The organism is Sphingomonas sp. So64.6b (assembly GCF_014171475.1).
Taxonomy (GTDB): domain Bacteria; phylum Pseudomonadota; class Alphaproteobacteria; order Sphingomonadales; family Sphingomonadaceae; genus Sphingomonas; species Sphingomonas alpina_A.
Genome location: NZ_CP048817.1, coordinates 1,031,348 through 1,056,387, shown reverse-complemented (window position 1 = coordinate 1,056,387; position 25,040 = coordinate 1,031,348). Strand labels below are relative to the sequence as shown.

At 63.7% G+C, this 25,040-nt stretch carries 28 protein-coding genes and 1 pseudogene; 13 read left to right on the top strand and 16 right to left on the bottom strand.

From position 1 onward, the window contains the following. Window positions 1-71: 71 nt before the first annotated feature. Window positions 72-806, bottom strand: a complete 735-nt coding sequence (locus tag G4G27_RS04940; RefSeq protein WP_183112312.1) for a TlyA family RNA methyltransferase — start codon at window positions 804-806, stop codon at window positions 72-74. Next, window positions 787-1,131 carry a helix-turn-helix domain-containing protein gene (locus G4G27_RS04935; RefSeq protein ID WP_183112311.1) on the bottom strand — a complete coding sequence of 115 codons (345 nt, stop codon included), beginning with the start codon at window positions 1,129-1,131 and terminating at the stop codon, window positions 787-789. The genes G4G27_RS04940 and G4G27_RS04935 overlap by 20 nt, the downstream gene beginning before the upstream one ends. A 78-nt stretch (window positions 1,132-1,209) precedes the next feature. Between G4G27_RS04935 and G4G27_RS04930 the strand changes: the two genes are divergently transcribed. Both G4G27_RS04930 and G4G27_RS04925 read left to right on the top strand, forming a co-directional pair. Then, window positions 1,210-1,644: a PaaI family thioesterase gene (locus G4G27_RS04930; RefSeq protein ID WP_183112310.1), complete on the top strand. Its 435-nt coding sequence runs from the start codon at window positions 1,210-1,212 to the stop codon at window positions 1,642-1,644. A 199-nt stretch (window positions 1,645-1,843) separates the two neighbouring features. Further along, entirely contained in the window at window positions 1,844-2,515 is a 672-nt protein-coding gene (locus G4G27_RS04925; RefSeq protein WP_183112309.1) for an alpha/beta hydrolase, read from the top strand. Window positions 2,516-2,678: 163 nt separating this feature from the next. Here G4G27_RS04925 and dxs read toward each other — a convergent pair whose 3' ends face one another. Further along, window positions 2,679-4,604, bottom strand: a complete 1,926-nt coding sequence (gene dxs, locus G4G27_RS04920) for a 1-deoxy-D-xylulose-5-phosphate synthase (protein ID WP_183112308.1) — start codon at window positions 4,602-4,604, stop codon at window positions 2,679-2,681. 97 nt (window positions 4,605-4,701) lie between these two features. On the opposite strand from dxs, the gene G4G27_RS04915 reads away from it, so the two are divergent. After that, entirely contained in the window at window positions 4,702-5,241 is a 540-nt protein-coding gene (locus G4G27_RS04915) for a GNAT family N-acetyltransferase (protein ID WP_183112307.1), read from the top strand. 227 nt (window positions 5,242-5,468) lie between these two features. Then, window positions 5,469-5,837, top strand: coding sequence for a hypothetical protein (locus G4G27_RS04910; protein WP_183112306.1), 369 nt, complete (start codon window positions 5,469-5,471; stop codon window positions 5,835-5,837). Here G4G27_RS04910 and G4G27_RS04905 read toward each other — a convergent pair. After that, the gene (locus G4G27_RS04905; protein WP_183112305.1) at window positions 5,834-6,304 is read right to left on the bottom strand and encodes a transcriptional repressor; all 471 of its coding nucleotides are present in this window, start codon (window positions 6,302-6,304) and stop codon (window positions 5,834-5,836) included. The genes G4G27_RS04910 and G4G27_RS04905 overlap by 4 nt on opposite strands. A gap of 45 nt (window positions 6,305-6,349) precedes the next feature. Further along, the gene (locus G4G27_RS04900) at window positions 6,350-6,742 is read right to left on the bottom strand and encodes a MerC domain-containing protein (protein WP_183112304.1); all 393 of its coding nucleotides are present in this window, start codon (window positions 6,740-6,742) and stop codon (window positions 6,350-6,352) included. Between the two features lie 130 nt (window positions 6,743-6,872). On the opposite strand from G4G27_RS04900, the gene G4G27_RS04895 reads away from it, so the two are divergent. The 4 genes from G4G27_RS04895 to G4G27_RS04880 all read left to right on the top strand — a co-directional run bounded on the left by G4G27_RS04895 (window position 6,873) and on the right by G4G27_RS04880 (window position 9,685). Then, window positions 6,873-7,910: a COX15/CtaA family protein gene (locus G4G27_RS04895; RefSeq protein ID WP_183112303.1), complete on the top strand. Its 1,038-nt coding sequence runs from the start codon at window positions 6,873-6,875 to the stop codon at window positions 7,908-7,910. 149 nt (window positions 7,911-8,059) lie between these two features. Continuing rightward, the gene (rplM, locus tag G4G27_RS04890) at window positions 8,060-8,539 is read left to right on the top strand and encodes a 50S ribosomal protein L13 (RefSeq protein ID WP_183112302.1); all 480 of its coding nucleotides are present in this window, start codon (window positions 8,060-8,062) and stop codon (window positions 8,537-8,539) included. Further along, window positions 8,539-9,087 (top strand): 30S ribosomal protein S9, encoded by a 549-nt coding sequence (gene rpsI / locus G4G27_RS04885; RefSeq protein ID WP_183112301.1) that lies wholly within the window; start codon window positions 8,539-8,541, stop codon window positions 9,085-9,087. The genes rplM and rpsI overlap by 1 nt, the downstream gene beginning before the upstream one ends. A gap of 82 nt (window positions 9,088-9,169) precedes the next feature. Next, on the top strand, window positions 9,170-9,685 hold the full coding sequence (locus G4G27_RS04880) for a hypothetical protein (RefSeq protein ID WP_183112300.1): 516 nt from the start codon (window positions 9,170-9,172) through the stop codon (window positions 9,683-9,685). Between the two features lie 48 nt (window positions 9,686-9,733). On the opposite strand, the gene G4G27_RS04875 is transcribed toward G4G27_RS04880, so the two are convergent. From G4G27_RS04875 to G4G27_RS04850, 7 genes and pseudogenes are all read right to left on the bottom strand, one after another. Next, complete coding sequence (locus G4G27_RS04875) at window positions 9,734-10,111, bottom strand: hypothetical protein (protein ID WP_183112299.1); 378 nt, start codon at window positions 10,109-10,111, stop codon at window positions 9,734-9,736. 83 nt (window positions 10,112-10,194) lie between these two features. Then, window positions 10,195-10,884: a TIGR01777 family oxidoreductase gene (locus tag G4G27_RS23985; RefSeq protein ID WP_244624560.1), complete on the bottom strand. Its 690-nt coding sequence runs from the start codon at window positions 10,882-10,884 to the stop codon at window positions 10,195-10,197. 115 nt (window positions 10,885-10,999) lie between these two features. Then, window positions 11,000-11,350, bottom strand: a pseudogene (locus G4G27_RS24130) (NAD-dependent epimerase/dehydratase family protein); the annotation flags it as partial. A gap of 341 nt (window positions 11,351-11,691) precedes the next feature. Beyond that, the gene (locus G4G27_RS04865; protein WP_183112298.1) at window positions 11,692-12,378 is read right to left on the bottom strand and encodes a DUF4166 domain-containing protein; all 687 of its coding nucleotides are present in this window, start codon (window positions 12,376-12,378) and stop codon (window positions 11,692-11,694) included. A 405-nt stretch (window positions 12,379-12,783) separates the two neighbouring features. Further along, window positions 12,784-13,578 carry a metallophosphoesterase gene (locus G4G27_RS04860; RefSeq protein WP_183112297.1) on the bottom strand — a complete coding sequence of 265 codons (795 nt, stop codon included), beginning with the start codon at window positions 13,576-13,578 and terminating at the stop codon, window positions 12,784-12,786. Further along, window positions 13,575-14,405, bottom strand: coding sequence for a diacylglycerol kinase family protein (locus tag G4G27_RS04855; protein ID WP_183112296.1), 831 nt, complete (start codon window positions 14,403-14,405; stop codon window positions 13,575-13,577). Before G4G27_RS04855 ends, G4G27_RS04860 begins: the two co-directional genes overlap by 4 nt. Window positions 14,406-14,567: 162 nt before the next feature. Next, entirely contained in the window at window positions 14,568-16,214 is a 1,647-nt protein-coding gene (locus G4G27_RS04850; RefSeq protein WP_183112295.1) for a sulfatase-like hydrolase/transferase, read from the bottom strand. Window positions 16,215-16,309: 95 nt separating this feature from the next. On the opposite strand from G4G27_RS04850, the gene G4G27_RS04845 reads away from it, so the two are divergent. From G4G27_RS04845 to G4G27_RS04825, 5 genes are all read left to right on the top strand, one after another. Then, window positions 16,310-16,918, top strand: a complete 609-nt coding sequence (locus G4G27_RS04845) for a TetR/AcrR family transcriptional regulator (RefSeq protein ID WP_244624559.1) — start codon at window positions 16,310-16,312, stop codon at window positions 16,916-16,918. Beyond that, window positions 16,915-17,814, top strand: a complete 900-nt coding sequence (locus G4G27_RS04840; protein WP_244624558.1) for a formylglycine-generating enzyme family protein — start codon at window positions 16,915-16,917, stop codon at window positions 17,812-17,814. Before G4G27_RS04845 ends, G4G27_RS04840 begins: the two co-directional genes overlap by 4 nt. Before the next feature lie 51 nt (window positions 17,815-17,865). Then, complete coding sequence (locus G4G27_RS04835) at window positions 17,866-18,774, top strand: haloalkane dehalogenase (protein WP_183112294.1); 909 nt, start codon at window positions 17,866-17,868, stop codon at window positions 18,772-18,774. Continuing rightward, window positions 18,771-19,421: a DsbA family protein gene (locus tag G4G27_RS04830; protein ID WP_183112293.1), complete on the top strand. Its 651-nt coding sequence runs from the start codon at window positions 18,771-18,773 to the stop codon at window positions 19,419-19,421. The genes G4G27_RS04835 and G4G27_RS04830 overlap by 4 nt, the downstream gene beginning before the upstream one ends. 95 nt (window positions 19,422-19,516) lie before the next feature. Next, entirely contained in the window at window positions 19,517-20,854 is a 1,338-nt protein-coding gene (locus G4G27_RS04825; protein ID WP_183112292.1) for an MFS transporter, read from the top strand. A gap of 167 nt (window positions 20,855-21,021) precedes the next feature. Here G4G27_RS04825 and G4G27_RS04820 read toward each other — a convergent pair whose 3' ends face one another. The 4 genes from G4G27_RS04820 to G4G27_RS04800 all read right to left on the bottom strand — a co-directional run bounded on the left by G4G27_RS04820 (window position 21,022) and on the right by G4G27_RS04800 (window position 24,890). Next, on the bottom strand, window positions 21,022-21,720 hold the full coding sequence (locus tag G4G27_RS04820) for an FCD domain-containing protein (RefSeq protein WP_183113620.1): 699 nt from the start codon (window positions 21,718-21,720) through the stop codon (window positions 21,022-21,024). A gap of 72 nt (window positions 21,721-21,792) precedes the next feature. Continuing rightward, window positions 21,793-22,590 (bottom strand): AraC family transcriptional regulator, encoded by a 798-nt coding sequence (locus G4G27_RS04815; RefSeq protein ID WP_183112291.1) that lies wholly within the window; start codon window positions 22,588-22,590, stop codon window positions 21,793-21,795. Window positions 22,591-22,707: 117 nt separating this feature from the next. Next, a complete protein-coding gene (locus tag G4G27_RS04810) occupies window positions 22,708-23,655 on the bottom strand; it encodes an alpha/beta hydrolase (protein ID WP_183112290.1) in 948 nt (315 codons plus the stop codon). 572 nt (window positions 23,656-24,227) lie between these two features. Beyond that, window positions 24,228-24,890, bottom strand: a complete 663-nt coding sequence (locus G4G27_RS04800; protein ID WP_183112288.1) for a heme-binding beta-barrel domain-containing protein — start codon at window positions 24,888-24,890, stop codon at window positions 24,228-24,230. Window positions 24,891-25,040: the final 150 nt, after the last annotated feature.

Below are 25,040 nucleotides of genomic sequence, written 5' to 3'. Positions count from 1 at the left end.
GGAAACGGAGCGTTAAATTCTGCAGCTGCGAACAAAATAGGACGGTCTCGCTCCTGTCCTATTCGCGGCCCCTATTGGCGAGTAGCGGCGATCAGGAATTCGATATTGCCCTCGGGACCGGTGATCGGGCTTTCGACCACCCCGGATACAGTCCAGCCTTTCGCATCCAGCCAGGCCGCGACTTCGTCGCAGACGCGGCGATGGATCGCGGAATCGCGCACGACGCCGCCCTTGCCCACTTCCTCGCGCCCCGCCTCGAATTGCGGTTTGATCAGCGCCATCAGCCGCGCGCCCGGCTGCGCGAATCCGAGCGGCACGTCGAGCACCTTGGCGAGGCCGATAAAGCTCGCGTCGCACACGACCAGGTCGATGGGCTCGGGAATGTGCGTGGCCGTCAGGATCCGCGCGCTGGTCTGTTCATGGACGATGACGCGGTCATCCTGGCGCAGTTTCCAGGCGAGCTGGTTGGTGCCGCTATCGACCGCATAGACGCGCGTCGCGCCACGCTGGAGCAGCACATCGGTGAAGCCGCCGGTCGACGATCCGACATCGATCGCCACCATCCCGGTTACATCCCAGCCGAAATGGTCGAGCCCATGCGCAAGCTTGATCCCGCCGCGCGACACCCAGGGATGATCGCGCCCACGCACATCGAGTACGACATCGTCGGCAATCGTCTGGCCCGGCTTGTCGATCTTACGCTCGCCGGCGAACACCAGCCCGGCCATGATCAGCGCCTGTGCCCGAGTGCGGCTCTCGACCAGGCCGCGATCGACCAGCAATTGATCAACGCGCGCCTTGGCCATCACGGTCCTCCCCCGCGAATAACCAGGCATCGCCCCAGGCGCGTAACGCCTCATAGGTCGGCTTCAGCGCTTGCCCTGCATCGGTCAGGCGATAGACCGCGCGCTTCCCCTCCGGCGGCACGCGTTCGAAAACGCCGCCAGCGACAAGGATGCCGAGCCGCGAACTCAACGCCGCGCGCGAAATGTCGAGCCGCTCGAGAAACTGGTCGAACCGCTCCGCACCGAGGAACGCCTCGCGCAGAATCAACAGCGCCCAGCGATCGCCGATAACACGCGAGGCGCGACCGACCGGGCATGGCGAACGGGACGGCTGATAGGATTTCATGACACCGACGGTTACGAAACTTGCCGCGCAGGGGATAGCATGGATATAGTCTGTTTTACAGACTTATTGGAGCCAGCCATGACCCGCACCGCGTTTGCCAGCAATGAAGAGTCGATCGCCCATATGAAGCGGGTTGCGGTCGACGCGTCGGGCTTCACCCATTTCCTTGGCGTGGAGCCGGTGCTGTGCTGGCAAGGAGAATCGGAACTGACCCTTGATGTGCGCCCCGACATGACTCAGCATCACGGCTTCGCGCATGGCGCGATCATCGGGCTGATGGCCGACAATGCCTGTGCCTGGGCGGCAAGCTCAGTCGCCGGCGATGTCCTGACCGGATCGTACAGCATCAATTTCCTCTCCCCCGCCAGGGGCAGCCGGCTGCGCGCGAAAGGGAGCGTAATCAAGGCGGGCAAAAGACAGGTGATCGTACGGGCCGATGTGTGGTCAGAATCCGGCGATTCGGATCCGGTCCTTGCCGCTGTTGCACAGGCCACGATCATCCCGATCGGCTGAACCGCGGGTCGAACCAACCTTTCTCTACGATGAACGGCGCAGGTTTTTCCGGCTGTCGCAACGCGCGCGCATTCTGGCGCACACCCTATTGCCTATCAGATTAGTAGGAATACCTTTTGCACTGGGAAGCGTGGCTGTTCGGCGTCCCCTAGAGCAAAGCACGGCCACGTCTTCTCACCAATTTTTCGGGAGACAGAAGATGGGCATCTTTTCGCCGTTCGACCCTGCGCAACCGACCATCTTGACGGTCCCCGGGCTGGGCGGTTCAGGCCCCTCGCACTGGCAAACGCTATGGGAAAGCTCGCGGCCCGACACGGTTCGTGTCGAGCTCGGCATGTGGAACACGCCGCATCGCAACGCCTGGGTGACCAAGCTCGACCAGGCGATCCGTCGGGCGCAGGCGCCGGTGATCCTTGCCGGGCATAGCCTGGGCTGCCTCGCCATTGCCTGGTGGGCGGAACTGACGCGCCAGCCCTATGGCTGGCCGGTAGCGGGCGCCTTGCTGGTCGCACCGGCCGATGCCGATCGTGCCAAGGCGCAGGATGAATTGAAGGCGTTCGGCCCGACGCCGTCCACGCCCCTGCCCTTCCCCTCGATCGTCGTCGCCAGCCGCGATGATCCATGGATCGATATCGACCGCGCGCACAGCTTGGCGGTATCCTGGGGCAGCCATTTCGTCGACGCCGGGGAACAGGGGCATTTGAACGCGGCGAGCGGTATCGGCTGGTGGAGTGAAGGGCAGGAACTGCTCGAACGCGTCATCGCCGCAGGCAGCGACCGTCGCGGCAAGACGCGCCAGCCAAGCGACGCGCGCTCGATCCTCGCGATCAACGCGACCGAGGCCGCGCAGGAGCATTATCTGGGGGCATAGAGCGCGCCCCATATCCCTCCGGGATGATGAGAGCGCTCACTCACCCCGTTCGTGCTGAGCGTGTCGAAGCACCGCTCTTCTTTCTCTCGACCAAGATGAAGAAGAACAGCCCTTCGACAAGCTCAGGGCGAACGGGCGGGTAGTGTGGCGAGCAAATAGCAGGCTAGGCCCGCGCGCCCTCGATCACCGCGCCGCTATTGTGCCGCAGTGCCTTCAGCACCGTCTCGACGATCGCATCGGCATCCAATCCGGCATCGGCGTACTGCTTTTCCGGCTTGTCCTGATCCTGGAACACATCCGGCAAGCGCATCGTGCGCAGCTTCAGCCCTGCATCGATCAGGCCGGTATCGCTCGCCAGTGTCAGCACATGCGCGCCAAGTCCGCCGACCGAGGCTTCCTCGATCGTCACCGCGACTTCATGCGTGGTCAGCAGTTTGCGGATCAACGCCTCATCGAGCGGCTTGGCAAAGCGCAGATCGGCGACCGTCGTGCTCAGCCCCTTGGCGTCGAGCGCATCGGCCGCCTTGAGCGCTTCCGCCAGGCGCGTACCGAGCGAGAGGATCGCCACTTTCTTGCCTTCGCGCACGATACGGCCCTTGCCGATCTCGAGCCGTTCCGGAACCTCGGGCAGCGCGATCCCGGTGCCATTGCCGCGCGGATAACGCACCGCGATCGGGCCGCTGTCGTGCATCACGCAAGTATGCGTCATATGCACCAGCTCGGCCTCGTCCGCCGCGGCCATCACGACGAAATTGGGCAAGGTCGCGAGATAGGTAATGTCGAAGCTGCCGGCATGAGTCGCGCCATCGGCGCCGACCAGCCCGGCACGGTCGATTGCGAAGCGTACCGGCAAATTCTGGATCGCAACGTCGTGCACGACCTGATCATAGGCGCGCTGCAGGAAGGTCGAGTAGATCGCGCAGAAGGGCCGCATGCCCTGCGCCGCGAGCCCCGCTGCGAAGGTCACCGCGTGCTGCTCGGCGATGCCGACATCGAAGAAGCGATCGGGATAGGCCGCCGCGAACTTGTCGAGCCCCGTGCCCGACGGCATCGCCGCGGTGATCGCGCAGATGCGGTCGTCCTTTGCCGCTTCCGCGACCAAAGCCGCACCGAACACATTCTGATAGGCGGGCGGTCCCGGCGGCGATTTGGCCTGCGCGCCGGTGATCACGTCGAATTTCTGCACGCCGTGATATTTATCCGCCGAGGCCTCGGCCGGGGCATAGCCCTTGCCCTTCTTGGTCACGACATGGACCAGGATCGGACCTTCGGCTGCGTCGCGGACATTCTCCAGCACCGGGATGAGATGGTCGAGATTATGGCCATCGATCGGCCCGACATAATAAAAGCCCAACTCCTCGAACAGAGTCCCGCCGGTCGCCATGCCGCGCGCGAACTCCTCGGCCTTTTCCGCCGCCTGATGCACCCGGCGTGAGAGTTTCCGCGTCAGCTTCTTGGCGAGGCTACGCAGGCCGAGATACTCGCTCGACGACACCATCCGCGCAAGATAGGCCGACAGCCCGCCGACAGGCGGCGCGATCGACATGTCGTTATCGTTGAGGATGACGATCAGCCGGTTGCCCGCGCGCGCGGCATTGTTCATCGCCTCATAAGCCATGCCCGCCGACATTGCCCCGTCGCCGATCACCGCAATACCCTTGCCGGGCTTGCCCGACAATTTGTTGGCGATCGCGAAGCCGAGCGAGGCGGAGATCGAGGTCGAACTATGCGCCGCACCGAACGGGTCATATTCGCTCTCGCTACGCTTGGTGAAGCCGGACAGGCCACCGCCCATGCGCAAGGTGCGGATGCGATCTCGCCGTCCGGTCAGTATCTTGTGCGGATAGCATTGGTGACCGACGTCCCACACCAGCCGGTCGTCGGGCGTGTCGAACACATAATGGATCGCCACGGTCAGTTCGACCACGCCGAGTCCCGAACCGAGATGCCCTCCGGTGGTGCCGACCGCCGAAATGGTTTCGGCGCGAAGCTCGTCGGCGAGTTGCCGCAGCTGGGCCACCGGCAGTTTGCGAAGATCCGCAGGTGTATGAACCGTGTCGAGCAACGGCGTTTCTGGAACGTCAGACATGACATGAGCTTAGACGAGGCGGAAACGGGTGTCGATTGCCGCAGATCAAACTGCACCGCTTCTTGACGCGCCCTCCACCGTGCGGCGACATAGGGCGATGAGCAGCTTCTCCCACCGCCTTGCGACGCACGACGACATCCCTGCCATCACCGCCCTGATGAACCGCGCGATCGACTCACTACAGAGTGCCTATCTGTCGCCCGAAGAAGTCGCGGCGAGCCGGCTGAGCATGGGCCTGGATACGCAACTGATCGCCGACGGCACCTATTTCCTGATCGAGGACGGCGCTCGCCTCGCTGGCTGTGGCGGTTGGAGCCACCGCGCGACACTCTATGGCGGCAATCACAGCACCGAATTGCGCGACGATCGCCTGCTCGACCCGGCAACCGAGCCGGCGCGGATTCGCGCGATGTATACCGACCCCGATTTCGTGCGGCGCGGCGTCGGCCGGCTGATCCTGTCGCTGTCCGAAGCGGCGGCGCGTGCAGCCGGTTTCAAGCGCGCCGAGATGATGGCGACGCTGTCGGGCGAACCGCTTTACCTGGCGTGCGGATACGAGCCGATCGAGCGGGTCATGAAGATGACGGTGGAAGGACCGCCGGTGCCCGGCGTCCGGATGGGGAAGGCGCTGGTCTGAGGCGAATCAGCGGAACCATGTGGCGACAATTCACACCCGCCTCCTTCCCCGTTCGTTTCGAGCGAAGTCGAGAAACAGGCGGAAAACGCTGCGCAAGGTTTCTCGACTGCGCTCGAAACGAACGGATGTTATACCGAAGACGTTGCCATGCCCAAGCGCCCGACCGCTGACCAATCAGTCGCCCTATTTCTTGATACGTGGCTTGCGGTGGTTGCACGGAGCAGAACATGTTCGACTGGTTTAAAAAGAAGTCCGGGAAGGCCGAACCCGAAAGCAAGTGGGTCGTCACATTCGACGGTGAGCACATTGGCGTCAGCGATGCGGCGGCACAGACCAAGCGTGCTGCCAAGCATGACCTGTCCGGGGTCGCGATAGAGACAAACGACAGCGGCCCATGGGGAGCTGACCTGTGGTGGCTATTTTTCCGCAGCGATGGACAAATGCTTTTCGCCTTCCCGCAGGGAGCAACCGGCGAAAAAGCGGTGATCGACTATTTGTTGACACTTCCCTCTTTCGATCATGGCAAGATGATAGAGGCGATGGCATCAACTGAGAACGCCATATTCGTCGTCTGGCAAAGGTCGTCGATCGTCTAGCTCGGCGTTTCGCATTCGGCGCACGTACCGCGCACTTCGATCACCGGCCGCACCGGCGAGAAGCCGGTAGCGGCCGCGGCTGAGCGGACGCCCTTGGTGATATGGTCGTCGTCGATATGAACGGTCTGTCCGCAACTGTCGCAAACCAGGAAAATGCAGTCGTGCAGGCAGTCGGGATGCGCATTGGCGACATAGGCATTGGCGCTTTCGACGCGACGCGCGAGGTTCGACGCCACGAACAGGTCGAGGATACGATAGACGCTGTTGGCGGCGACGCGACGCCCTTCGGATTTCGACACCGCCTCCGCGATGTCATAGGCCGAAGCCGGCTTGTCGAATCCGGCGAGCGCCTTGAAGATTTGCTCGCGCATCGCGGTCCATTGCTCGCCCGACTTCTCGAGCGTCGCCTGTGCCGCTTTGGCAAGATCGGCGCCTTGCGGTTCGTTGTGATGATGATGCGCGGCCATGGGAATGAATCTAGGCGTTGTCGCCCCGATCGGCAAGGTTGGAGCTCAGTTCACCGCGCGGCGGTTGAGATCATGGCCGAGCGCGAGAATACCGACGCCGACCAGTGTCCAGATCGTCTCGCCGCCGCTGCCGTCATGCGGCAGGGTCATCGCGCCCGCCATGATGCCAAGGCCCATCGATCCGACTGCTGCCGGCATCATATAGCCGTGCGTGACGATACCGCGACCCAGCGCGATGATGCCGAAGCCGATCGCAATGGTCAGGCCGACTTCGTGGAAGATCGGCGCGAGCAGCAGCCCGCCTGCCGTCGATAGCAGCGCGAACAGAACCGCGCTGGTCAGGCAGTGCACCATGCACAGCCCCGATAGCCCGATCGCCAGGCGATCGGCATGCGACTCGATCCAGCCGAGATAGCGGGGGTGAACATGTTCCGACATCGTGCAGCCCATGTGGCACAATCATGCGCTGGTTACAATATATCATCGAGATTTTTTTGTGCCGAAGCGGACTGTTCGATCCAGCTCGCCGGTAATCGACGCGCAGCAGGTTTCGCGCTAGGCGCACCGCATGTTGCAGGTATCCCCAACCTTGTATCCCGCGCGCCCGCGCGCCCTGTCGATCTGGCTGTTCGCGGTCGCCGTGCTGATCGTGTTGATGGTGATGGTCGGGGGCATCACCCGGCTGACCGAATCGGGGCTGTCGATCACACAGTGGAAACCGATCAGCGGGATCATCCCGCCGCTGACCCATGAACAATGGCTCGCCGAGTTCGCCAATTATCAGCGCATCCCGGAATATCAGTTGATCAACAAGGGCATGACTCTCGCCGGGTTCAAGGCGATCTTCTTCTGGGAATATCTTCACCGCCTGCTCGGCCGGGTGATCGGCATGGCGTTCGCGCTGCCACTGATCTGGTTCGCGGTGCGCAAGCGCATTCCGGCCGGTTATGGCTGGCGGTTGACCGCGCTGCTCGCGCTCGGCGGCCTGCAAGGCGCGATCGGCTGGTGGATGGTCGCATCGGGCCTGTCGGTACGCACCGATGTCAGCCATGTGCGGCTCGCGGTGCATTTGGTCGCGGCGCTGGTGATCCTCGCCGGCATCGTGTGGACCGCGTTCGACCTGCGAGCGGTCGCGCGGCACCGGCTGAGCACACCGGCGCGGCTGACCCCGCTGGCGGCAACCGCGCTTCTCCTGCTGTTCGTGCAGATCGTCTTCGGCGCGTTCACCGCCGGGCTCGATGCCGGATATGCCTTTTCGAGCTGGCCGCTGATGGGCGATGGCCTGTTCCCCGCTGGCGTGCCGATGATGACCCCGGGCTGGAGCAACGCGGTCGACAATCCGGTCGTGGTCCAGTTCATCCATCGCTGGTTCGCCTTTGTCGCGGCGGCGGGCCTGGTCACGCTGGCCTGGCGCGCGGCAAGCGCGGGCGGGCGGCGATCCGCCTATGCGGTGATCGCCCTGGTCATTTTCCAGATTCTGCTCGGCATCTCAACTCTGCTCAGCGGCGTGCAGATCGACATCGCCGTCGCGCATCAGGTCAATGCCGCACTGCTGCTGATCGCCGCCACCTCCGCCGCGCACGCGATCGGAAAGAAAGCGCTTTAAGCTCTGCCGGAACAGGGCGGTATCATGATACCCGTCACGAAACCCGCGGATCGCTTGACTTTCACACCCCTTCCAATCATTAGCCGCCTCAATCGCGCCGTCCCCTGTTGGGCGGCGCGTTCCGTTTCAACGATAAAGGTCCTGGCCCCATGAAGGCGCTGATGAAGACCACCAAGTCGGTCAAGCCGCACGAAGTGGAAAAGAAGTGGCATATCGTCGATGCCGACGGCCTGGTGGTCGGTCGCGCAGCGTCGATCATCGCCAATGTCCTGCGCGGCAAGCACAAGCCGAGCTTCACCCCGCACGTCGATTGCGGTGACAATGTCATCGTCATCAACGCCGACAAGATCCGCTTCACGGGCAACAAGCTCAAGGGCAAGATCTACTACCGCCACACCGGTTATGCCGGCGGCATCAAGGGCGTCGCGGCGGGCAAGATCCTCGAGGGTCGTTTCCCCGAGCGGATCATCGAAAAGGCCGTTGAGCGGATGATCCCGCGCGGCCCGCTCGGCCGTCAGCAGATGCGCAACCTGCGCGTCTTCGCCGGCACCGAGCATCCGCACGCAGCACAGAACCCAGAGGTTCTCGACATCGGCTCGATGAACCGCAAGAACAAGGTGGGCAACTAATGTCCGATAATCGCCAGTCGCTTTCCGATCTCGCCGGCCTGACCAATCAGCCGGCACCCGTCGCGTCTTCGGCCCCGGTTCTCGCCGGTGACGAATACGCACCGGCCGCTCCGGTCGTCGTGCGTGAGCCGATGCCGCTGCGCGAGCAGATCCTCGACAAGCAGGGCCGCGCCTATGCGACCGGCCGCCGCAAGGACGCCGTCGCTCGTGTGTGGATCAAGCCGGGTTCGGGCAAGATCACGATCAACGGCCGCGACCAGGAAGTGTATTTCGCACGTCCGACGCTGCGCCTCGTGATCAACCAGCCGTTCGGCGTTGCCGAGCGTGACGGCGCCTATGACGTCGTCTGCACGGTCAAGGGCGGTGGCCTTTCCGGCCAGGCCGGCGCGGTCAAGCACGGCATCAGCCAGGCGCTGACCAAGTTCGAGCCGATCCTGCGCGCGCCCGTCAAGGCCGCCGGTTTCCTGACCCGCGACAGCCGCACGGTCGAGCGCAAGAAGTACGGCAAGGCGAAGGCCCGTCGTAGCTTCCAGTTCTCGAAGCGCTAAACGGTTTTCACAACCAAACGCGAAGGGCGGTCCGGCAACGGGCCGCCCTTTTTCGTTTCACCATGTTGAGGTAGATCGAGACATGGATAAGCAAAGCCCGACCCCAAGCACGGCCATCGTCCCGGACGAAATCACCGAACGTATCCTCTCGTTCGTCGAAAGCATCGGCATCCCAACCTCGGTTGAGCCGCTTGGCGATGCGACCTTCATGCCCGGCATGGCGATTCGCAACGGCGTGCTGCTCGTCGATCCCGAGCGCCTCGCCTGGCCCGGCGACCTGCTGCATGAGGCCGGGCATATCGCGGTGACCGACCCCGCGATCCGTCCAACCTTGTGCGATGTCCAGTCCGATCCGGCCGAGGAAATGTCGGCGATGTGCTGGTCCTATGCCGCCGCAGTCGCGATGGATCTCGAACCCGCCACAGTGTTTCACGATGGCGGCTATCGCGGTGGCGGTAGCCAGTTGGCGGAAACCTATGCCGGCGGCGCCTATATCGGACTGCCGATGCTGCAATATTGGGGCATGACCGTCGATCCTCGCCAGGCTGCGGAAACAGGTGCTTCGCCCTTCCCCCATATGCGGCGTTGGCTGCGCTAGGGCGAAGACCGCCCATTCGACCGGGACGGCCACGAGCACGAGGGCGATTCAGTTAAGGTGTGAGACCGACGGCGAGCTTCGAAGTGCGCGCCAGAATGCAAACCCCGCGACCGCCCCTATCATTGCCTGCCAGCTCACGCGCCGGGCAAGATCGATCCGGCCGGCTCGTGTGTAAGTGCCATCGATGATCAACGTCACGCCCCCTTGCCGGAAGATGTCGTATGCCGGCGGCGTCAGGTTGAGCAATATCATGGGAATCACTGCGACCACCGCGCCGCCGAGCGCCGCACTCCACCAATGCAGCCGCCAATAGTCTCGCAAGGCGAAAAAGGCTGGCAGCCCAAGGAAAAGTGCGTGGGCGAGTGCGATCACGAAGCCGATAATCACGATATAGAGAGCGCCCGGCACAGTGATCAATTTGGGCATCGTTAAAAGAGTCGCCGCGACGGCAGCCGCAGCGGCAACAGCTGCCGCGCGGCCACAACGTAGCCCGTCCGCCTCACGCGCGGTCAATGCAGCAGCCTTGCTTCGACAAACGGTCGTGTCGGCGTCGGAATATGGGCCGCCGGATGTCCGACGAGATCGCCCAACGCCTGTTCAATGCGCGGATAGCGAAAGCGAAAGCCATGGAAGACCGCCTTGACCGGCAACACCTTCTGCCCACCAAGCAGCAGCTCCTCGGCCAGGTCACCCAGCGCAAGACGAAGCGGCGCCGAGGGGAGCGGCAGGTTCGCCGGCCGACGCAATGCCTGGCCGAGCGCAGCGGCAAAGGCGCGGCTGCTCACCGGATTGGGCGCCGTTGCATTGAGCACGCCGTCAATTTCCACATCGGCGACCGCGGCGACAATCAGGCGGACCAGGTCGTCGCGATGGATCCAGCTCATCACCTGCCGCCCATGCCCGACCGGTCCGCCAAGACCGGCTTCGAAGATCGGCAACAGGCTCGCCAGCATCCCGCCGCTATTCCCAAGCACGATCCCGGTGCGCAACAGGATGGTGCGAATACCCAGCGCCTCGCCCTGGCGCGCCGCCGCTTCCCAACGCGCGCAGAGCTCGGCGGCAAAGCCCCGGCCTTGTCCGACACTCTCGTCGATCGCGCCGCAATCCTCGATACCGTAAAAGCCGATCGCGGAACCGCTGACCAGCACCTCGGGCCGATGCTCGAGCCGGGTCAAAAACGCCAGCAGCGCGCTGGTCACGGCGAGCCTGGAGTCGACCCAGTGCCCTCCGCTTCCCCGTCCAGCGCCCCGCCGCAATCGGCTCACCGGCTAGGTTGATCGCGACATCACAGCGGAAATCATCGGGCAGCGCGGCGAGGTCGGTGACAATGCGCACCGGCGTGGCCAGTCCGAGCGCTTTGCGGAGATCGCGCGTCAGGACCGTAACGTCGTGCCCCGCCTCGACCAGCGCCGCGACCAGGCGATGGCCGATAAAGCCGGTGCCTCCCGTGATCAGGATCGCCTTGCGCTCACCGAGCGCGTTCGCCAGTTCGCTGGCTTGTGACTCATCGAGCCGATGGTTGCGCGCCGCCGCCAGCAGGTCGCGAATGCCGCTGACCACCACGCCGCCGGCCGCGATGCTCAGCAGGATCGAGACGACGCCATGCCCCTCAATGACAAGGCCGGTCGGCCGCGCCGCACCCGCCAGCAACACCGGCGCAAGCATCGCCAGCAGCACGCCATAGTTGAGCGTGAGCAAGGTATGAGTCACGCGTTCGCTGGCGGGCAGCGCGCGGACCCGGTCCTCCTCGACGAAATCGCATAAGGTGATCCCGAGCTCGACCAGCAGCGCGCCAATCAGCAGCATTGCCGCCAGTCCGTGCGGCTGGGTCCAGCCAAGCATCAGAAAGACCAGCGCGTAGATCATGTTGCGTACGCCGTGCAGACGCAGCTCGGTCGCCTGTCCCGGCCTCCAGGCGAGCCGCTGAGTCAGTTCATGGTGATAGATGGTATCGAACCCGCCCATCGCGACCTGCGCCAACAGCAAGCTGATGAAGACTGGGTCGTTCATGACGCGGCTCCCGGACGATATTCGGTGAACAGGCAGGTCTGGCGCACCAGCGCGCCGAACCACGGGTGGTCGAGCGCAAGCGTGAAGGCGAACCAGCCTTGGTCGCAATCGACATGGCCGATCCTTAACCGCCCTGGCGCGAGCCAGGCCGGCAGGCGCAAGCGCAAGGGGCCGGCGCGCCAGAAATAATGGTCGCTGTCGAAATACAGCACCTCCGCCTCGACGCTCAGGGTCAGCGCAATGCCGAACCCCATGCCGAGATATTCCTCCAGCCCGGTAGGCCCGGCGAAACGTTTGGAACTGTGGATAACCTGTGGAAAACCGTTCCGGCGACAATATTGCCGGCTCCAGAACTGGCCACTGCCGGCAGCATCCTCTGTCACGCAGACGGCTGCGGCAACGCCGGTATCGGTATTGAGCGGCAACGGTGCGCCGACCAGCCGGCATAAATTGGCGAGGACGCGCCCGGCAAGGTTCATGCGGCACTCGCTCACCTCGCCAACATAACTGATCGTCTGCGTCGCCAGCGCCTTACGCCCGAAGCGCGCACGGACGCTGGGTGGCAAATATGCCCAGCCGGTGTCGCCGAGCAATTGGCGAAAGCGCGGATCGACCACCGTCGTGTTACGCGGCGCGGGTTGGCGGAACCGTAACGCTGAGGGTGTCGCGGCCAGGCTTGCCATTTCTTCCTCCTATTCCGATATTTCTGTTTTAACAGAAACTACAGATTGGAGAGGGAGTCAAGCAGACTTGCGGAAGAGCGCAGGAATGCCCCTCATTCTCTCCCCTCCCTTTATGGGGGGGAGAAGTAGCTTTCAGAATTGTGAGGGCGGAACACTTATCTCGCAGATGAAATCGTTCTTACAGTACGCCAAAAAATGACCTTATATCATTGATTTTAGACATTTTACATGACGCCTCTCGCCCAACACCGTACCGCGTTCACCGCGCCAAAGATCTGCAACCACCGGTGTCCCATATCTCCCCGCGCCACAGCATGATTCAATCGCTCGCCAAGCCTCGCTAGCGCGGCGGGAATGGAGCCCCGTACCTCGACCTTCAAACCCGCATCTGCCTGGCGCGCGCGCTCATTCCGGTTCAGCGCCGGTCTGGCCGGGTTCCGCCCGCTCCTTGGGCAGCACGACATCCGGCTCAGGCCCGAGCGTCCGCAGCTTGACCTCGAACCGCCCTTCCTGAACGCGGATTTCGTTGAACGAGGGCGGCGTGTCGCGCGTCCGTTCCGACAGTGTCCCGGCACCGATCATGCGCATTTTCCGCCCGTCGACCTCGTGCATGATATCGAACGGGTCATGGACATGGCCGGTCAGCACCGCGACTGCCCCCGCCTGCGCCAGTGCCGCGAACGCCTCCGCCCCGCGATGCGTCGCAGACGTCGCGCTGGTGCGCGGCTCGATCAGCGGATGATGGCAGGCGATAAATACCAATGCGTCCTTCGGCGCGGACTCCACCAGCGCCAGCGCCTGTTGCAGCGATCGGCGGCTGACCCGCCCCTTCGACCAGTTGAGCCGCCACTGGAAGCGCGCGGTGGTGACCATCGGCACGATCATGATGCCGGGCAGGTCGAGCGGCTGTTCGATCATCCGTTCGACCGCTTCATAACGGTGATAGGGCCGGAAAAAGCGTGCGATCGGGTTGAAATAGGGCAAGTCGTGATTGCCCACCTCGACCGTGGTCGGCACGCCGAGCCCCTGCAGCCAGGCAAGTCCTGCGGCGAATTCATGGGTACGCGCACGCATCGTCAGATCGCCCGTCATGATCACCGCGTCGGGCTTTTCAGCGTGCACCAGTCCCTCGAACCAGGCGACTGCCGCACGGTCCTCGCGACCGAAATGCACGTCGCTGACATGAAACAGCCGAATCATGTTGCCTCCACGGTCCTCAGAAACTGTCGCGCGGTCATCCCGCCGGTGATCGGGATGTCGGGCTCAAGCATCACCGGCTCGCCGTCGAACAAGGCCAGCGCCGGTTTGTAGCCGGCAACCCGGATCACCGTCGCGCGTACCTGGGTCACGGCGGCGGCGGCGACCCAGTCGCCGGTCAGCCATTCCCAGCCGAGCGCCGTGATCGAGCGGAAATCGCGCGCATCGACCGCCGCGACATCGAGGTGGTCGGCTTCGGGCCGCACGAACACCGCCTGGGCACGCTCGCGCAAACCGCGCACGCCCTCCAGCTTGATCCCGCGCGCAAAGGTTCGCCGCCATGCCATCAGCATCGCCCGACCCAGCCCACGGACCTTGCCAGCGCGCACCATCTCTCGCGCGCGCACCCAACTCGCCGCGGGGCCGAGGATCAGGCCGACCAGCGCTCGGCGCCCGCCCGCCTCGACGAACGGCAGCGCGACCTTCCCGCCGCCTTCATGCGCGGTATGGATGATCGCGGCGGGATCGGCGTTGCCGTGCAGCGCCTTGGCCAGCAGATTCATCGTCCCGCCGGGCAAGATCAGGATCGCGCCCTTCCACTCGGCGAGTGCACAGACCGCGGCGTTGATTGTCCCGTCGCCGGCGAACAGCACGACGGTATCGACCTTCGCCGCGTCGAGCGATTGCGAGGTTGGCAATGCCTCGTCGGGAAAGCCAGTGCGCCCGACAAGGCGCAGGCCGCGTTCCTCGAACACCGCCTCGATCGCGGCGCATTTCTCGGGCGTGGCGGAGCCGGACGAGGGATTGGTGATGAACCACAGGTTTTTCATTGCGACCCGGAACGCATCACCGGCGCTAAAGTCTCGTACCCTGAACTTGTTTCAGCGCTCGAGCTTAGGCTTGCCCCCCGGCCAGCCGAAGAGTGGGTTCGGGCGAACACACTCTCGCTCGAACGCTGAAACAAGTTCAGCGCGACACATCGAAACAACGGTTCAGTTCGTCCAGTAGACATACTCCTGACCCGGCCGCCACGGCGCGTTGAGCGGCACGTCGATGCGCACCGGCCCTTCGATCAGGCCCGGCCAGAGCGGCTTGGCCATCCCCACATTATGGTGCTCGATCAGCCTGCGCATTGCCGCGACCCGTTGCGGCTCGCGCGACGCGAGGTCGATCTTCTCGGTTGGGTCGATCGCGAGATCGAATAGCCATGCCTTGTCGGGCCGCTTCGAGACTTGCAGTTTCCAGTCGCCCTGGCGCACCGCGCGATAATCGCCCGAGCGCCAGTACAGAGCGTCGCGTTTCGGCGCCGGACCGAGCAAGTTGAAGCCATCCATCGGCCGATCCGTGGGAACCCTGGCCCCCGCCGCCGCCGCGATCGTCGCGAAGATGTCGAGATGATCGGCGATCACCGGCGTGGTCGCCGGCGCGATATGACCGGGCCAGCGCATCATCATCGGCACGCGGATGCCGCCTTCGAAAAAAGTCGCCTTCCACCCGCGATACGGCGCGTTGAGATCAGGGATGCCGGTATACCACGCCCCGCCATTGTCGCTGGTGAAAATGACCAGCGTATTGTCGTCCAGATTCAGCGCCTTGAGCTTGGCCATCACGTCGCCGATACGGCGATCCATTTGCCGGATCATCGCGCCATAGACGCGCTGTGTATGATCCTTGATCTGCGGCAGCGCGTCATAGTCGGAGCGCAACGCCTGAAGCGGCGTGTGCGGCGCGTTATAGGCGAGATAGAGGAAGAAGGGCCGATTGCGGTTCGCCTCGATCGCCTTCAACGCATTGTCGGTGAAATAGTCGGTGGCATGGCCGACCGGCTTGAAGCGCTGATCGTCGCCCCAATAAACGGCGTAGGGCAGATTGGGCCACAGGAAGCGGTCGATCGGATCGAACGGCAGCTTTGCGTTGACCACGTTCGGATCACCGGGCGGCATGTACATGCCCCCGCCGGCGCGGAAACCCAAACTCTCGTCGAAGCCCTGCCCGGTCGGCCGCAGCGCCTTTGATTCACCCAGATGCCATTTGCCGATATGCATCGTGTGATAACCGCGCGCCTTGAGCACCTCGGCGATGGTGATCTCGCTCGCGGGTACGCCCATGTCGGGATAGTCGAGCAAATCGTGATCGAGCTCGCGGTGATAGATCACGGGATAGGGGGATGGCCCACCGGAATGCGCGAGGTTGGCGGCGAAGGACGGCGGTGCGGCGGTATATTCGAAGCCATAGCGGGTTGGATAACGCCCGGTCATTAGCGCGGCACGCGATGGCGAGCACGTCGCGTTGGCGGCATAAGCGGTGGAGAAGTTCAGCCCCTGCGTCGCGATCGCATTGATGTTCGGGGTCGGCACCGCGCCATTGGCGACGCCGCGGCCGTAAAGGCTGATGTCGTTCATGCCGAGATCGTCGGCCAAAATCAGGATGATATTGGGCGGCCGCTGACCCGCCAGCGCCAGTTTTGGTCCCGCCCACACCACCGGGTGATTGTCGAGGATCGGCTCGCGCCACTGCCCGATAATGCCGGGCAAATAGATCTTGTAGTGTTGGAACAGGGCATAGCCGCCCGCGCCCAGCACCGCGAGGACGGCGAGGATGACGGCAGCGCACTTTACGCGCCGGTCGGTGGCTGGCATCACTCCCTCCCTTTCTATATGTTCATGTTTGCCACCGATCTATTGGCGCGTATAGTGTCATTTTATCCTTGAGGCTGGAGTTCGAGAATGACCGCATGGCCATGACCCAGCCAGCCGGAGCCAAACAAAAATCGGTCGATGGGCGACGCGAGCGCAGCGTGTCGAGCCGCGCAAAGATCGTCGCGGCGATGCTGGACCTGGTCGAGGGCGGCGATGTCCAGCCGAGCGCCGCGCGCGTCGCGGAGGCGGCCGGGGTCGGTCTGCGCACCGTGTTCCGTCATTTCGACGATATGGATTCGCTCTATCGCGAAATGTCCGAGGCGATCGAGGCGCGTGTGTTGCCCGTCATGCTCCGGCCGTTCACCACTGGCACCTGGCGCGAACAGATGCGCGAACTGGCCGCGCGGCGCTGCGAGGTCTTCGAGGCAATCCTGCCCTATCGCATCACCGCCAGCCTGAAACGATTCCAGTCGACCTTCCTCATGCAGGACTATCGCCGCATGTTGCGGATGGAGCGCAGTTCGATCGATGCGATCCTGCCTGCATCGGTCCACGCCGATCCGGTTCAACTGAGCGCCGTGCATCTGTCGCTGAGCTTCCAGTGCTGGCGCGTGCTGCGTCACGATCAGGAACTCGGTATCGATGCCGCCCGTGCGGTATTCCTGCGGTTGGCCGATGCCGTTCTCGAGCAAAGCAAGGGGTGACAGGTCGGCCCTATGTCGTGCTGGCCTTGCTGTTGCTCGCGGCGTGCAACCGACATCCTGATGTCACGCCGGCAGCACGTTGCGCCGATCCCGCCCCGGCGATGCGCTGGATCGCGGGCGGCAGCTTCATCATGGGAGAGGATGCGCGTTACCCGGAAGAAGGGCCACCCCGGCTGGTGACAGTGAGGGGTTTCTGGATCGATACCCATGAATTGACCAATGCCGAATTCGCCAGATTCGTGAAGGCGACCGGATATCGCACGCTGGCGGAGCGCGACCCGCCCGCCCTGCCGGACGCCCCGCCGGAGATGAAGGTGCCGGGATCGGCGGTGTTCACCATACCCACGCCCGACGATCCGCGCTGGTGGCGCTGGGCAGTCGGCGCACAGTGGCGGCATCCTTCCGGACCGAAGGAGTCGATCGCCGGCCATGATGCCGATCCGGTGGTGCAGATCGCCTATGACGATGCCGCCGCCTATGCGCGCTGGGCGGGCAAGGAACTGCCTACCGAAGCGCAATGGGAATATACCGCACATGGCGGGCAAAAGGCGCTGCCGGAGCCGCTGGCGAGCAATGGCAAGCCGACCGCTAATTATTATCAGGGCGTCTTCCCAGAGCGCGACCTTGGCACCGACGGCTATAAGGGCCGCGCGCCGGTCGGCTGCTTTCCCGCCAATGCTTTCGGCCTGCACGACATGATCGGCAATGTCTGGGAGTGGACGCGCGATCCGGCCGGGCCGGACAGATACGTGATCAAGGGCGGGTCCTATCTCTGCGCCGCCAATTATTGCGCGCGCTATCGGCCCGCCGCGCGCCAGTTCCAGGAACGTGGACTCGGCACCGATCATATCGGTTTCCGCTTGGTGGACAATCGCAAGGCCGCGCCCGCCCATTGACGATTTCCCGAGTATATGGCATTAATAGTGCCAATAGATCAGGAGAGCGCCGTGGAAGTGTTGAGAACGCCTGACACGCGCTTTGCCGCCCTGCCCGATTATGATTTCGTGCCGCATTACGAAACCATCAGCGACACTGACGGCACCGACTTGCGAATCCATTATGTCGATGAGGGCCCCGCCGACGCCGCGCCGATCCTGTTGCTACATGGCGAGCCAAGCTGGTCCTATCTCTACCGCAAATTCGTGCCCACGCTCGCCGCCAGCGGGCACCGTGTGATCGCACCCGACCTGATCGGCTTCGGTAGGTCGGATAAGCCTGCGGCACTCGATGACTATAGCTATGAACGCCATGTCGCGTGGATGAGCGACTGGCTCGAAGCGCTCGACCTGACCGGCATCACGCTGTTCTGTCAGGATTGGGGCGGATTGATTGGCCTCCGGTTGGTCGCCGCCTTTCCCGACCGTTTCGCGCGGGTGATCGTCGGCAATACCGGTTTGCCCACCGGCACCAATTTCTCCGCGGCGTTCGAGGCATGGCGGCAGTTCAGCCAGAAGGTCGATCCCTTCCCCACCGGCTTCATCGTCAATGGCGGCGTGGTCCGCGACCTCAGCCCGGCGGAGATGGCCGCCTATGACGCGCCCTATCCCGACGAGAGCTACAAGAGCGGCGCGCGGATCTTTCCGACATTGGTGCCGGTCAAGCCGGACCAGCCCTCGGTGGCCGAGAACATCGCGGCATGGAAGGCACTGGAGCGTTTCGACAAACCGGTCCTGACCTGCTTCAGCGACAAGGACCCGGTGACGGCGGGCGGCGCGAAGCCGTTTATCGAGCGCGTGCCCGGCGCGAAGGGCCAGCCGCACGTGACGATCGGGAATGCGGGGCATTTCCTGCAAGAAGATGCGCCCGAGCAACTCTGCGCGATCATCGACGCATTTGTCCGCGCGCCGACGACATGACGCTGAGCTACGATCTCTACTGGTCGTTCCGCTCGCCTTATTCCTATCTGGTCACGCGGCGGCTGGTCGAACTTGAACGCGACTATGACGTCGCCTGCAATGTTCGGATCGTTTATCCGATCGCGGTCCGCCAGCCCGATTTCTTCACTCATTCCGATCCGCTTTGGTTCAGCTATCTGATGCGCGACATTCATCGCAGCGCGGAATATGTCGGCCTGCCACTGCGCTGGCCGGTGCCCGATCCAGTAGAGATGGATATGGCAACGCGAACCTATCCCCCGGAACAGCCGCATATCCACCGCCTGACCCGGCTGGGTCAGGCGGCGACCGAGCGCGGGCGCGGGCTGTGCTTCATCGACAAGGTCAGCCGGGTGATCTGGGACGGGACGGTCGATAACTGGCACGAAGGCGATCACCTGAAGCGCGCCGCTGAACGCGCGGGACTCGACCTGGCGGAGCTGGATGCGACGGTGGCGGCCGAGCCCGAGCGGCTCGATGCGGCGATTCAGGCCTCGCAGGATGCGCAGCGCGTCGGCGGGCATTACGGCGTCCCGCTAATGGTCTTCAAAGACGAGCCGTTCTTTGGTCAGGATCGCTTCGACCAGATGAAGTGGCGCATGCACCAGAAGGGGCTGGCGCTGCGCTAAGCCGGCTCGAAGTCGGCGGTTGATCCGCCCGGCCCGCACACTATGCTCAGGTGATGAACCGCGGGTAACGACCGGCGGCGGCGGGGAGAGTCGTGATGCTGGGCGTATTCGCGACAGGACCCGATCGGCCGGTCCGAACCGATATCGATATCGATTCAACGTTCCGCCGCTACCGGCTGCGCATCATCATCGCGATCACCGCGGGTTATGCGTTCAGCTATACCTGCCGGCTGGCGATCAACGTGGTCAAGAAACCGCTGATCGACGCCAATATCTTCACCCCCGACGATCTCGGCCAGATCGGCTCGGCACTGTTCTACAGCTATGCGGCGGGCAAGCTGATCAACGGCTTTATCGCCGACCACGCCAATGCACGCCTGTTTATGGCGATGGGCCTGTTGCTGTCGGCGCTGTGCAATATCGGCATGGGTTTCGCGACCACGGTGTGGCTCGCGGCGCTGTTCTGGGGCCTGAACGGCTGGTTCCAGAGCTATGGCGCGCCGGCCAGCATCGTGTCGATTGCGAGCTGGTTCTCGAACAAGGAGCGCGGCCGCTATTACGGCATCTGGGCGGCGTCGCACTCGGTCGGCGAGGGCCTGACCTTCGCGCTGGGCTCGGTGCTGGTTGGGGCGCTTGGCTGGCAATGGGGGTTCTGGGGACCGGCGGTCGCGGTGATCGTGACGGCGGGCGCGTGTTATTTCGCGATGGCGGATCGGCCGCGCACCTTGGGCCTGCCGACGGTCGCCGACTGGAAGGACGATCATTACGACCCCGCCGCCGCGCGGGTCGCGCCGGTCAAGGCGACGTTCGCCGATCAGCTCGAGATATTGAAGATCCCGGCGGTGTGGATCGTCGCGCTGTCGAGCGCCGCGATCTATGTCACGCGTTATGCGATCAATAGCTGGGGCGTGCTTTATCTGCAGGAAGCGCGCGGTTATTCGCTGGCCGCGGCGGGATCGATGCTCGCGGCCAGTACGGTGGCCGGGATCATCGGCTCGGTCGGCTTCGGATACATCTCGGACCGCTTCTTCGGCGCGCGGCGCCCGCCGGTGAACCTGATCTTCGGCCTGGTCGAGATTGCCGGCCTGGTGCTGCTGTTCTTCGGCCCCACGGGTACTTTATGGACGGTGTTCGCGCTGATCCTGTTCGGGCTCGGCATGACCGGGCTGTTCGCGTCGATCGGCGGACTGTTCGCGATCGACATCTGTCCGAAGCGCGTCGCCGGCGCGGCGCTCGGCATGGTCGGGGTGTTCTCCTATCTCGGCGCGGCGATCCAGGAGCGGGTCAGCGGCAAGCTGATCAATAACGGGATGACCATGGTCGACGGCGTGCGGCATTATGATTTCAGCGCCGCGATCTGGGTCTGGATCGGCGCATCGGTAGTGTCGCTGCTGCTGGCGGCCAGCCTGTGGCGGACCAGGTTGCGGGATTAGCGCTGATCTCGACTTGCTTGATAGCCTCTCCCCTTGTGGGAGGGGTTGAGGAGGGTTCAGCGACGGACGGGGCTCGATGCCCTGTTCGACGCTTCGCGTCGAGCGATGCGCTTCGCGATCGCACCCTCCCCCGCCCCCTCCCATAAAGGGAGGGGAGAAGAACGTGCCTAAACCAGCTCGCTGAGCACTGCACCCACCGAGGCGTCGAAATGGGCTTCCATCGCAATCCGTGCGGCGACCTGATCGCGCGCCGCGATCGCGGTGGCAATCGCGCGGTGGCGTTCGATCATCAACCCGCGCCGCTCGATCGAGACGCGCGTGCGCCACGCGGCTGGCACGGCGATCTCCATCAAGGGCGCGAAGGACTGGACGATCTGCACGAACAGCGCGTTGCGGCCCGCGCGCGCGATACGCTGATGGAATTCGATATCGAACTGCGTGATCAGTCTCATATCGATCTCCTCGCCGGCCATCGCCTCAGCCAGCTCGACAATGCATGCTGCGTCTTCTTCGCTGCGATGCTCGGCGGCAAGGACCGCGGTGCGCACCTCGAGCGTTCGGCGCACGTCCCAGATCTCCGATACAGTGACTTGATCGGTACTGATCGCATGAGTGAGCGAGGTCGCCATGACCGACCCGTCCATCGCGCCGACCCGCGCGCGGCGGCCGTTGCCGACATTGAGCAGGCCGAGCGCGGCGAGCGCGCCGAACGCCTCGCGCATCACCGCGCGGCTGACGCCGAGCTGTTCGGCGAACCGGCCTTCGCCCGGCAGCGTGTCGCCGACGTGCAGTTTCTGATCGACGATATGGGCATTGACCGCGTCCATCGCGCGACGGACCAGCGATCCGCTGCCGTCAACAATCATGTCGGACACGCGGTTCTCCCGACGACGCCTATGCGGTGCAGGACAGGTCGCTGAGTCCGCGCCGCGAGACCATCACGCGGCGAGCGTGCGGCCGCGATATTCACTGGGTGACACCCCGAAGCGACGGCCAAAAGCGCGCGCGAAACTGGCATTATTGAGATAGCCGCTTTCATAGCCGATCTTCGACACCGGCAGGTCGGTCGAGAGCAGGCGGCGGCTCGCCTCGGCGAGGCGGCGTTCGGCCAAGGCCTCGGCGACGGTGCAGCGATAGAGTTCGCGGAACCCCCGGGTCAGCTTGGCGCGGTTGATGCCACAGGCGCGTGCCAAACCGTCCAGCGTCAGCTTTTCCGACCAGCGCTCGTCGATGATGCGCCGCGCATCGACCAGGCGACGACTGTCGGCGAGCGACAATACGCCATCGACAGCCACGGGAACGAGATCGCCATCGGCAAGCAGGCGGCCGGTTTCGCACAGCAATTCGATGCTCTTACCGGTACGATAGGCTTCGCAGAAAGTGCCCGGCGGGTAATCGCGCAGCGCCAGGCCGATCGCGCGCTGTTCGGAAGTCAGGTGATAGCGCCGACCATGCTCGGGCGCCGCCTCCCAGCCGAACAAACGGCCAAGCACTTCGTGCGTCACGACCAGCGACAGGCTGGCAGCACCTTCGGCCGCCTGGCCGAGCGGCTCGGCGTCAGCATCATGCGCGATGCGCAGCGTCGCGGGCAGGCCGACACCGCCAAAGCAGAAGACGAGCAGCGCGGAATCGGCGGGCAGCACGACACCATCGATACTGCCAACGCCGATCAAGGTGGTCATTTCGGGAGCGACGACCACGGCCTGAACCGGCGTCTGCTTCAGCAAGGCTTCCATGGCGCTCTCCCATCGACTCTGTTAGCCGTCAAAGGACGCATAGCGGATCGCGATGCCAATGCAATACCTATCCGATAGGTTGGTCCGAAGCGGCCAAAAACGGCACCATGGCCATGGTCAGACCTTCTGTTGGAGAAAGCGCGTCAGCGCGGCGCGGCTATCGCGTTTGGCCGCGCCGCCGACGCGCGTGCCGGGCATGATGTCGAAACCATGGAAGCCGCCGGGATAGACATGCAGTTCGGTCGGCACGCCGGCGCGCATCAGGCGGCGCGCATATTCAATGTCCTCTTCGAGAAACAGGTCGAGACCGCCCGTGGCGATAAAGGTCGGCGGCAGGCCCGCCAGATCCTGCGCGCGCGCAGCGGCGGCATAGGGCGACACTCCCTCCCCGCCCGGCTCACGGCCGAGCAGCGAGGTCCAGCCGAAGTGATTGTTATGCGCGTGCCAGATGAATTCGCCGGTGATCGGGTGCGGATCGGCGGATGTGCAGGTGCGGTCATCGATCATCGGGTAGATGAGATGCTGAAAGGCAAGACCATATTCGCCGCGATCGCGCGCGAGCAGCGCGAGCGCCGCCGCGAGACCGCCACCGGCGCTTTCGCCCATCACCCCGATCCGCGTCGCATCAATGCCGAGCCGATCGGCATTGGCGAAGGTCCAGGCGAGACCGGCATAACAATCCTCAATCGCACCGGGAAAGATGGTTTCGGGCGCGAGGCGGTAGTCGACCGACACGAGGACACAGTTGAGTTCCGCGACCATCGGACGATGAATCGCCTCGAGTTGCTTCGCCGAGCCCCCGATGAAACCGCCGCCATGAATGTGATAAATGCACGGCAGCGGCCCGGTTGAATCATTCGGCCTGTAGATGTGCAGCCCGATTCCGGGTGCGCCATCGGGGCCGGGCACGGTCAAGGTCTCAAGCGTCGTCATACTGGTATCGATCGGCGGCAACGGCAATTCGCGGTTGCGCATCGCGACGAGATTTTCGGCGGTGACAGTCGTCGTCGGCCATGCCTGCAGAAGGGGACGGAGTTCGGGGTCGACGAGGTGCAGCGTGTCCATATCAGGCCTTCTCCAATGGTGCCTCCCTGTGTCGTTCCTCAGCGCGAACGGGAGGTTGTTACTCCTACAACTTCAGCAGATCAGGGTACGAAAATCTTGCCCGGATTCACCACAGCGGACATGCGTAGTACAGATGGACCGAATGGCGACTATCGATCCCAGGGGCGAACATTAGGCCAGCGAACGAGACACAATATGCGAACGATCCAAATTGACTGCACGGGCGTGACATCGGCGGCTGATTTTGGCAACGGTACGTCGATGCAGCCAACCCTGGTCAAACGAACATATTCGGACGCAACTTGGATGCCTTCTGGGACGCGATTGAGCACGGCGGTCCGGGTTGGCCTGGCGAGGCAAAACTGATTTTTGTCCGCTCGTCTGAGTTGGCTCGGTTCCCAGTCGGCGATGGAGCTTCGCTGTTGGACGCGCTTCATCGCTTGGCACGCGATGTAACTAACACGCCGATCGAGTTGAGCTAGAACCAGTGTCTCCTTTCGTCTCAGCTGCTGAGCGAACCGCCGCAAAGCCACCAACTCCGCTTTGCCAACGGCTGCGCCCGTTCTGTCGAGCTATGTCGCAGCAATGGCCTTCTTCGCCGTAACGATCTGGAACCAAGGATTCGGCTTGGCCTTCTCGATCAATATCAGCGTGTTCTCATCACGATGCGCAAACGGTTCACTTCGCCCATGCACGGTCAGCACGGTGTCGGTGACATAGCTCCAGCTGCCATCCGCGTTGAAGGTCACGTCGATCTGGCAGCGGTCGGTGCGGAAGGCGTATTCGAGAAAGGCGGTCGAGCAGATGCCGTATTCGGTCTGGCCGCGCTCGGCGACGAGCGACAAATGATCGGCATCGGCGCTCGCCTGGCCCGAGGCGATCGCAACCTGGCCGCGCGGGATGGCGACGGTCTGTAACACCAGGCCGGTGGCCGGTTCCCACAGCCAATAACCGACCTGATCGTGGAAGGTGATGTCCTCCTCCTCGGTCGTGATGTGGATATGATAACGCAGGCCGTAGAAGAGCTGCGGCCCATTGGCTTGCGGATCGATCGGTTCGAAAACGATGCGCTCGATGAAGGTGCGGCGTTCCGGCCCGTCCGCCTTGGGATTGAGATCGACGCCCTTGCGCGCCTCCCATGTGCCGGCAAGCCGGCGCAGCGGACCGAGATTGGCGAGCGTGTCGGGATCGACATCGCTCGGCTCGGTGAAGACGTCGTCGGGGAAGATGGGCATGGTCCGGCCTTTCGATTCTTAGCGGAGTTTATGGATCGGAAAGCTGATCGCCTAGGCCGGATCGCCATGCATTCTCGGGCGTCAGCCCAAGGCAATTCACGCGAAGACGTAGCGATAAATATCCGGCTGCACGCCGGCTCGATTCAGATT

Excerpts from the sequence above, each read along its gene's own strand:
- G4G27_RS04940 (WP_183112312.1), bottom strand. The coding sequence starts at position 806 with ATGGCCAAGGCGCGCGTTGATCAATTGCTGGTCGATCGCGGCCTGGTC.
- G4G27_RS04935 (WP_183112311.1), bottom strand. The coding sequence starts at position 1,131 with ATGAAATCCTATCAGCCGTCCCGTTCGCCATGCCCGGTCGGTCGCGCC.
- G4G27_RS04930 (WP_183112310.1), top strand. The coding sequence starts at position 1,210 with ATGACCCGCACCGCGTTTGCCAGCAATGAAGAGTCGATCGCCCATATG.
- G4G27_RS04925 (WP_183112309.1), top strand. The coding sequence starts at position 1,844 with ATGGGCATCTTTTCGCCGTTCGACCCTGCGCAACCGACCATCTTGACG.
- dxs (WP_183112308.1), bottom strand. The coding sequence starts at position 4,604 with ATGTCTGACGTTCCAGAAACGCCGTTGCTCGACACGGTTCATACACCT.
- G4G27_RS04915 (WP_183112307.1), top strand. The coding sequence starts at position 4,702 with ATGAGCAGCTTCTCCCACCGCCTTGCGACGCACGACGACATCCCTGCC.
- G4G27_RS04910 (WP_183112306.1), top strand. The coding sequence starts at position 5,469 with ATGTTCGACTGGTTTAAAAAGAAGTCCGGGAAGGCCGAACCCGAAAGC.
- G4G27_RS04905 (WP_183112305.1), bottom strand. The coding sequence starts at position 6,304 with ATGGCCGCGCATCATCATCACAACGAACCGCAAGGCGCCGATCTTGCC.
- G4G27_RS04900 (WP_183112304.1), bottom strand. The coding sequence starts at position 6,742 with ATGTCGGAACATGTTCACCCCCGCTATCTCGGCTGGATCGAGTCGCAT.
- G4G27_RS04895 (WP_183112303.1), top strand. The coding sequence starts at position 6,873 with ATGTTGCAGGTATCCCCAACCTTGTATCCCGCGCGCCCGCGCGCCCTG.
- rplM (WP_183112302.1), top strand. The coding sequence starts at position 8,060 with ATGAAGGCGCTGATGAAGACCACCAAGTCGGTCAAGCCGCACGAAGTG.
- rpsI (WP_183112301.1), top strand. The coding sequence starts at position 8,539 with ATGTCCGATAATCGCCAGTCGCTTTCCGATCTCGCCGGCCTGACCAAT.
- G4G27_RS04880 (WP_183112300.1), top strand. The coding sequence starts at position 9,170 with ATGGATAAGCAAAGCCCGACCCCAAGCACGGCCATCGTCCCGGACGAA.
- G4G27_RS04875 (WP_183112299.1), bottom strand. The coding sequence starts at position 10,111 with ATGCCCAAATTGATCACTGTGCCGGGCGCTCTCTATATCGTGATTATC.
- G4G27_RS04865 (WP_183112298.1), bottom strand. The coding sequence starts at position 12,378 with ATGGCAAGCCTGGCCGCGACACCCTCAGCGTTACGGTTCCGCCAACCC.
- G4G27_RS04860 (WP_183112297.1), bottom strand. The coding sequence starts at position 13,578 with ATGATTCGGCTGTTTCATGTCAGCGACGTGCATTTCGGTCGCGAGGAC.
- G4G27_RS04855 (WP_183112296.1), bottom strand. The coding sequence starts at position 14,405 with ATGAAAAACCTGTGGTTCATCACCAATCCCTCGTCCGGCTCCGCCACG.
- G4G27_RS04850 (WP_183112295.1), bottom strand. The coding sequence starts at position 16,214 with ATGCCAGCCACCGACCGGCGCGTAAAGTGCGCTGCCGTCATCCTCGCC.
- G4G27_RS04845 (WP_244624559.1), top strand. The coding sequence starts at position 16,310 with ATGGCCATGACCCAGCCAGCCGGAGCCAAACAAAAATCGGTCGATGGG.
- G4G27_RS04830 (WP_183112293.1), top strand. The coding sequence starts at position 18,771 with ATGACGCTGAGCTACGATCTCTACTGGTCGTTCCGCTCGCCTTATTCC.
- G4G27_RS04825 (WP_183112292.1), top strand. The coding sequence starts at position 19,517 with ATGCTGGGCGTATTCGCGACAGGACCCGATCGGCCGGTCCGAACCGAT.
- G4G27_RS04820 (WP_183113620.1), bottom strand. The coding sequence starts at position 21,720 with ATGATTGTTGACGGCAGCGGATCGCTGGTCCGTCGCGCGATGGACGCG.
- G4G27_RS04815 (WP_183112291.1), bottom strand. The coding sequence starts at position 22,590 with ATGGAAGCCTTGCTGAAGCAGACGCCGGTTCAGGCCGTGGTCGTCGCT.
- G4G27_RS04810 (WP_183112290.1), bottom strand. The coding sequence starts at position 23,655 with ATGGACACGCTGCACCTCGTCGACCCCGAACTCCGTCCCCTTCTGCAG.
- G4G27_RS04800 (WP_183112288.1), bottom strand. The coding sequence starts at position 24,890 with ATGCCCATCTTCCCCGACGACGTCTTCACCGAGCCGAGCGATGTCGAT.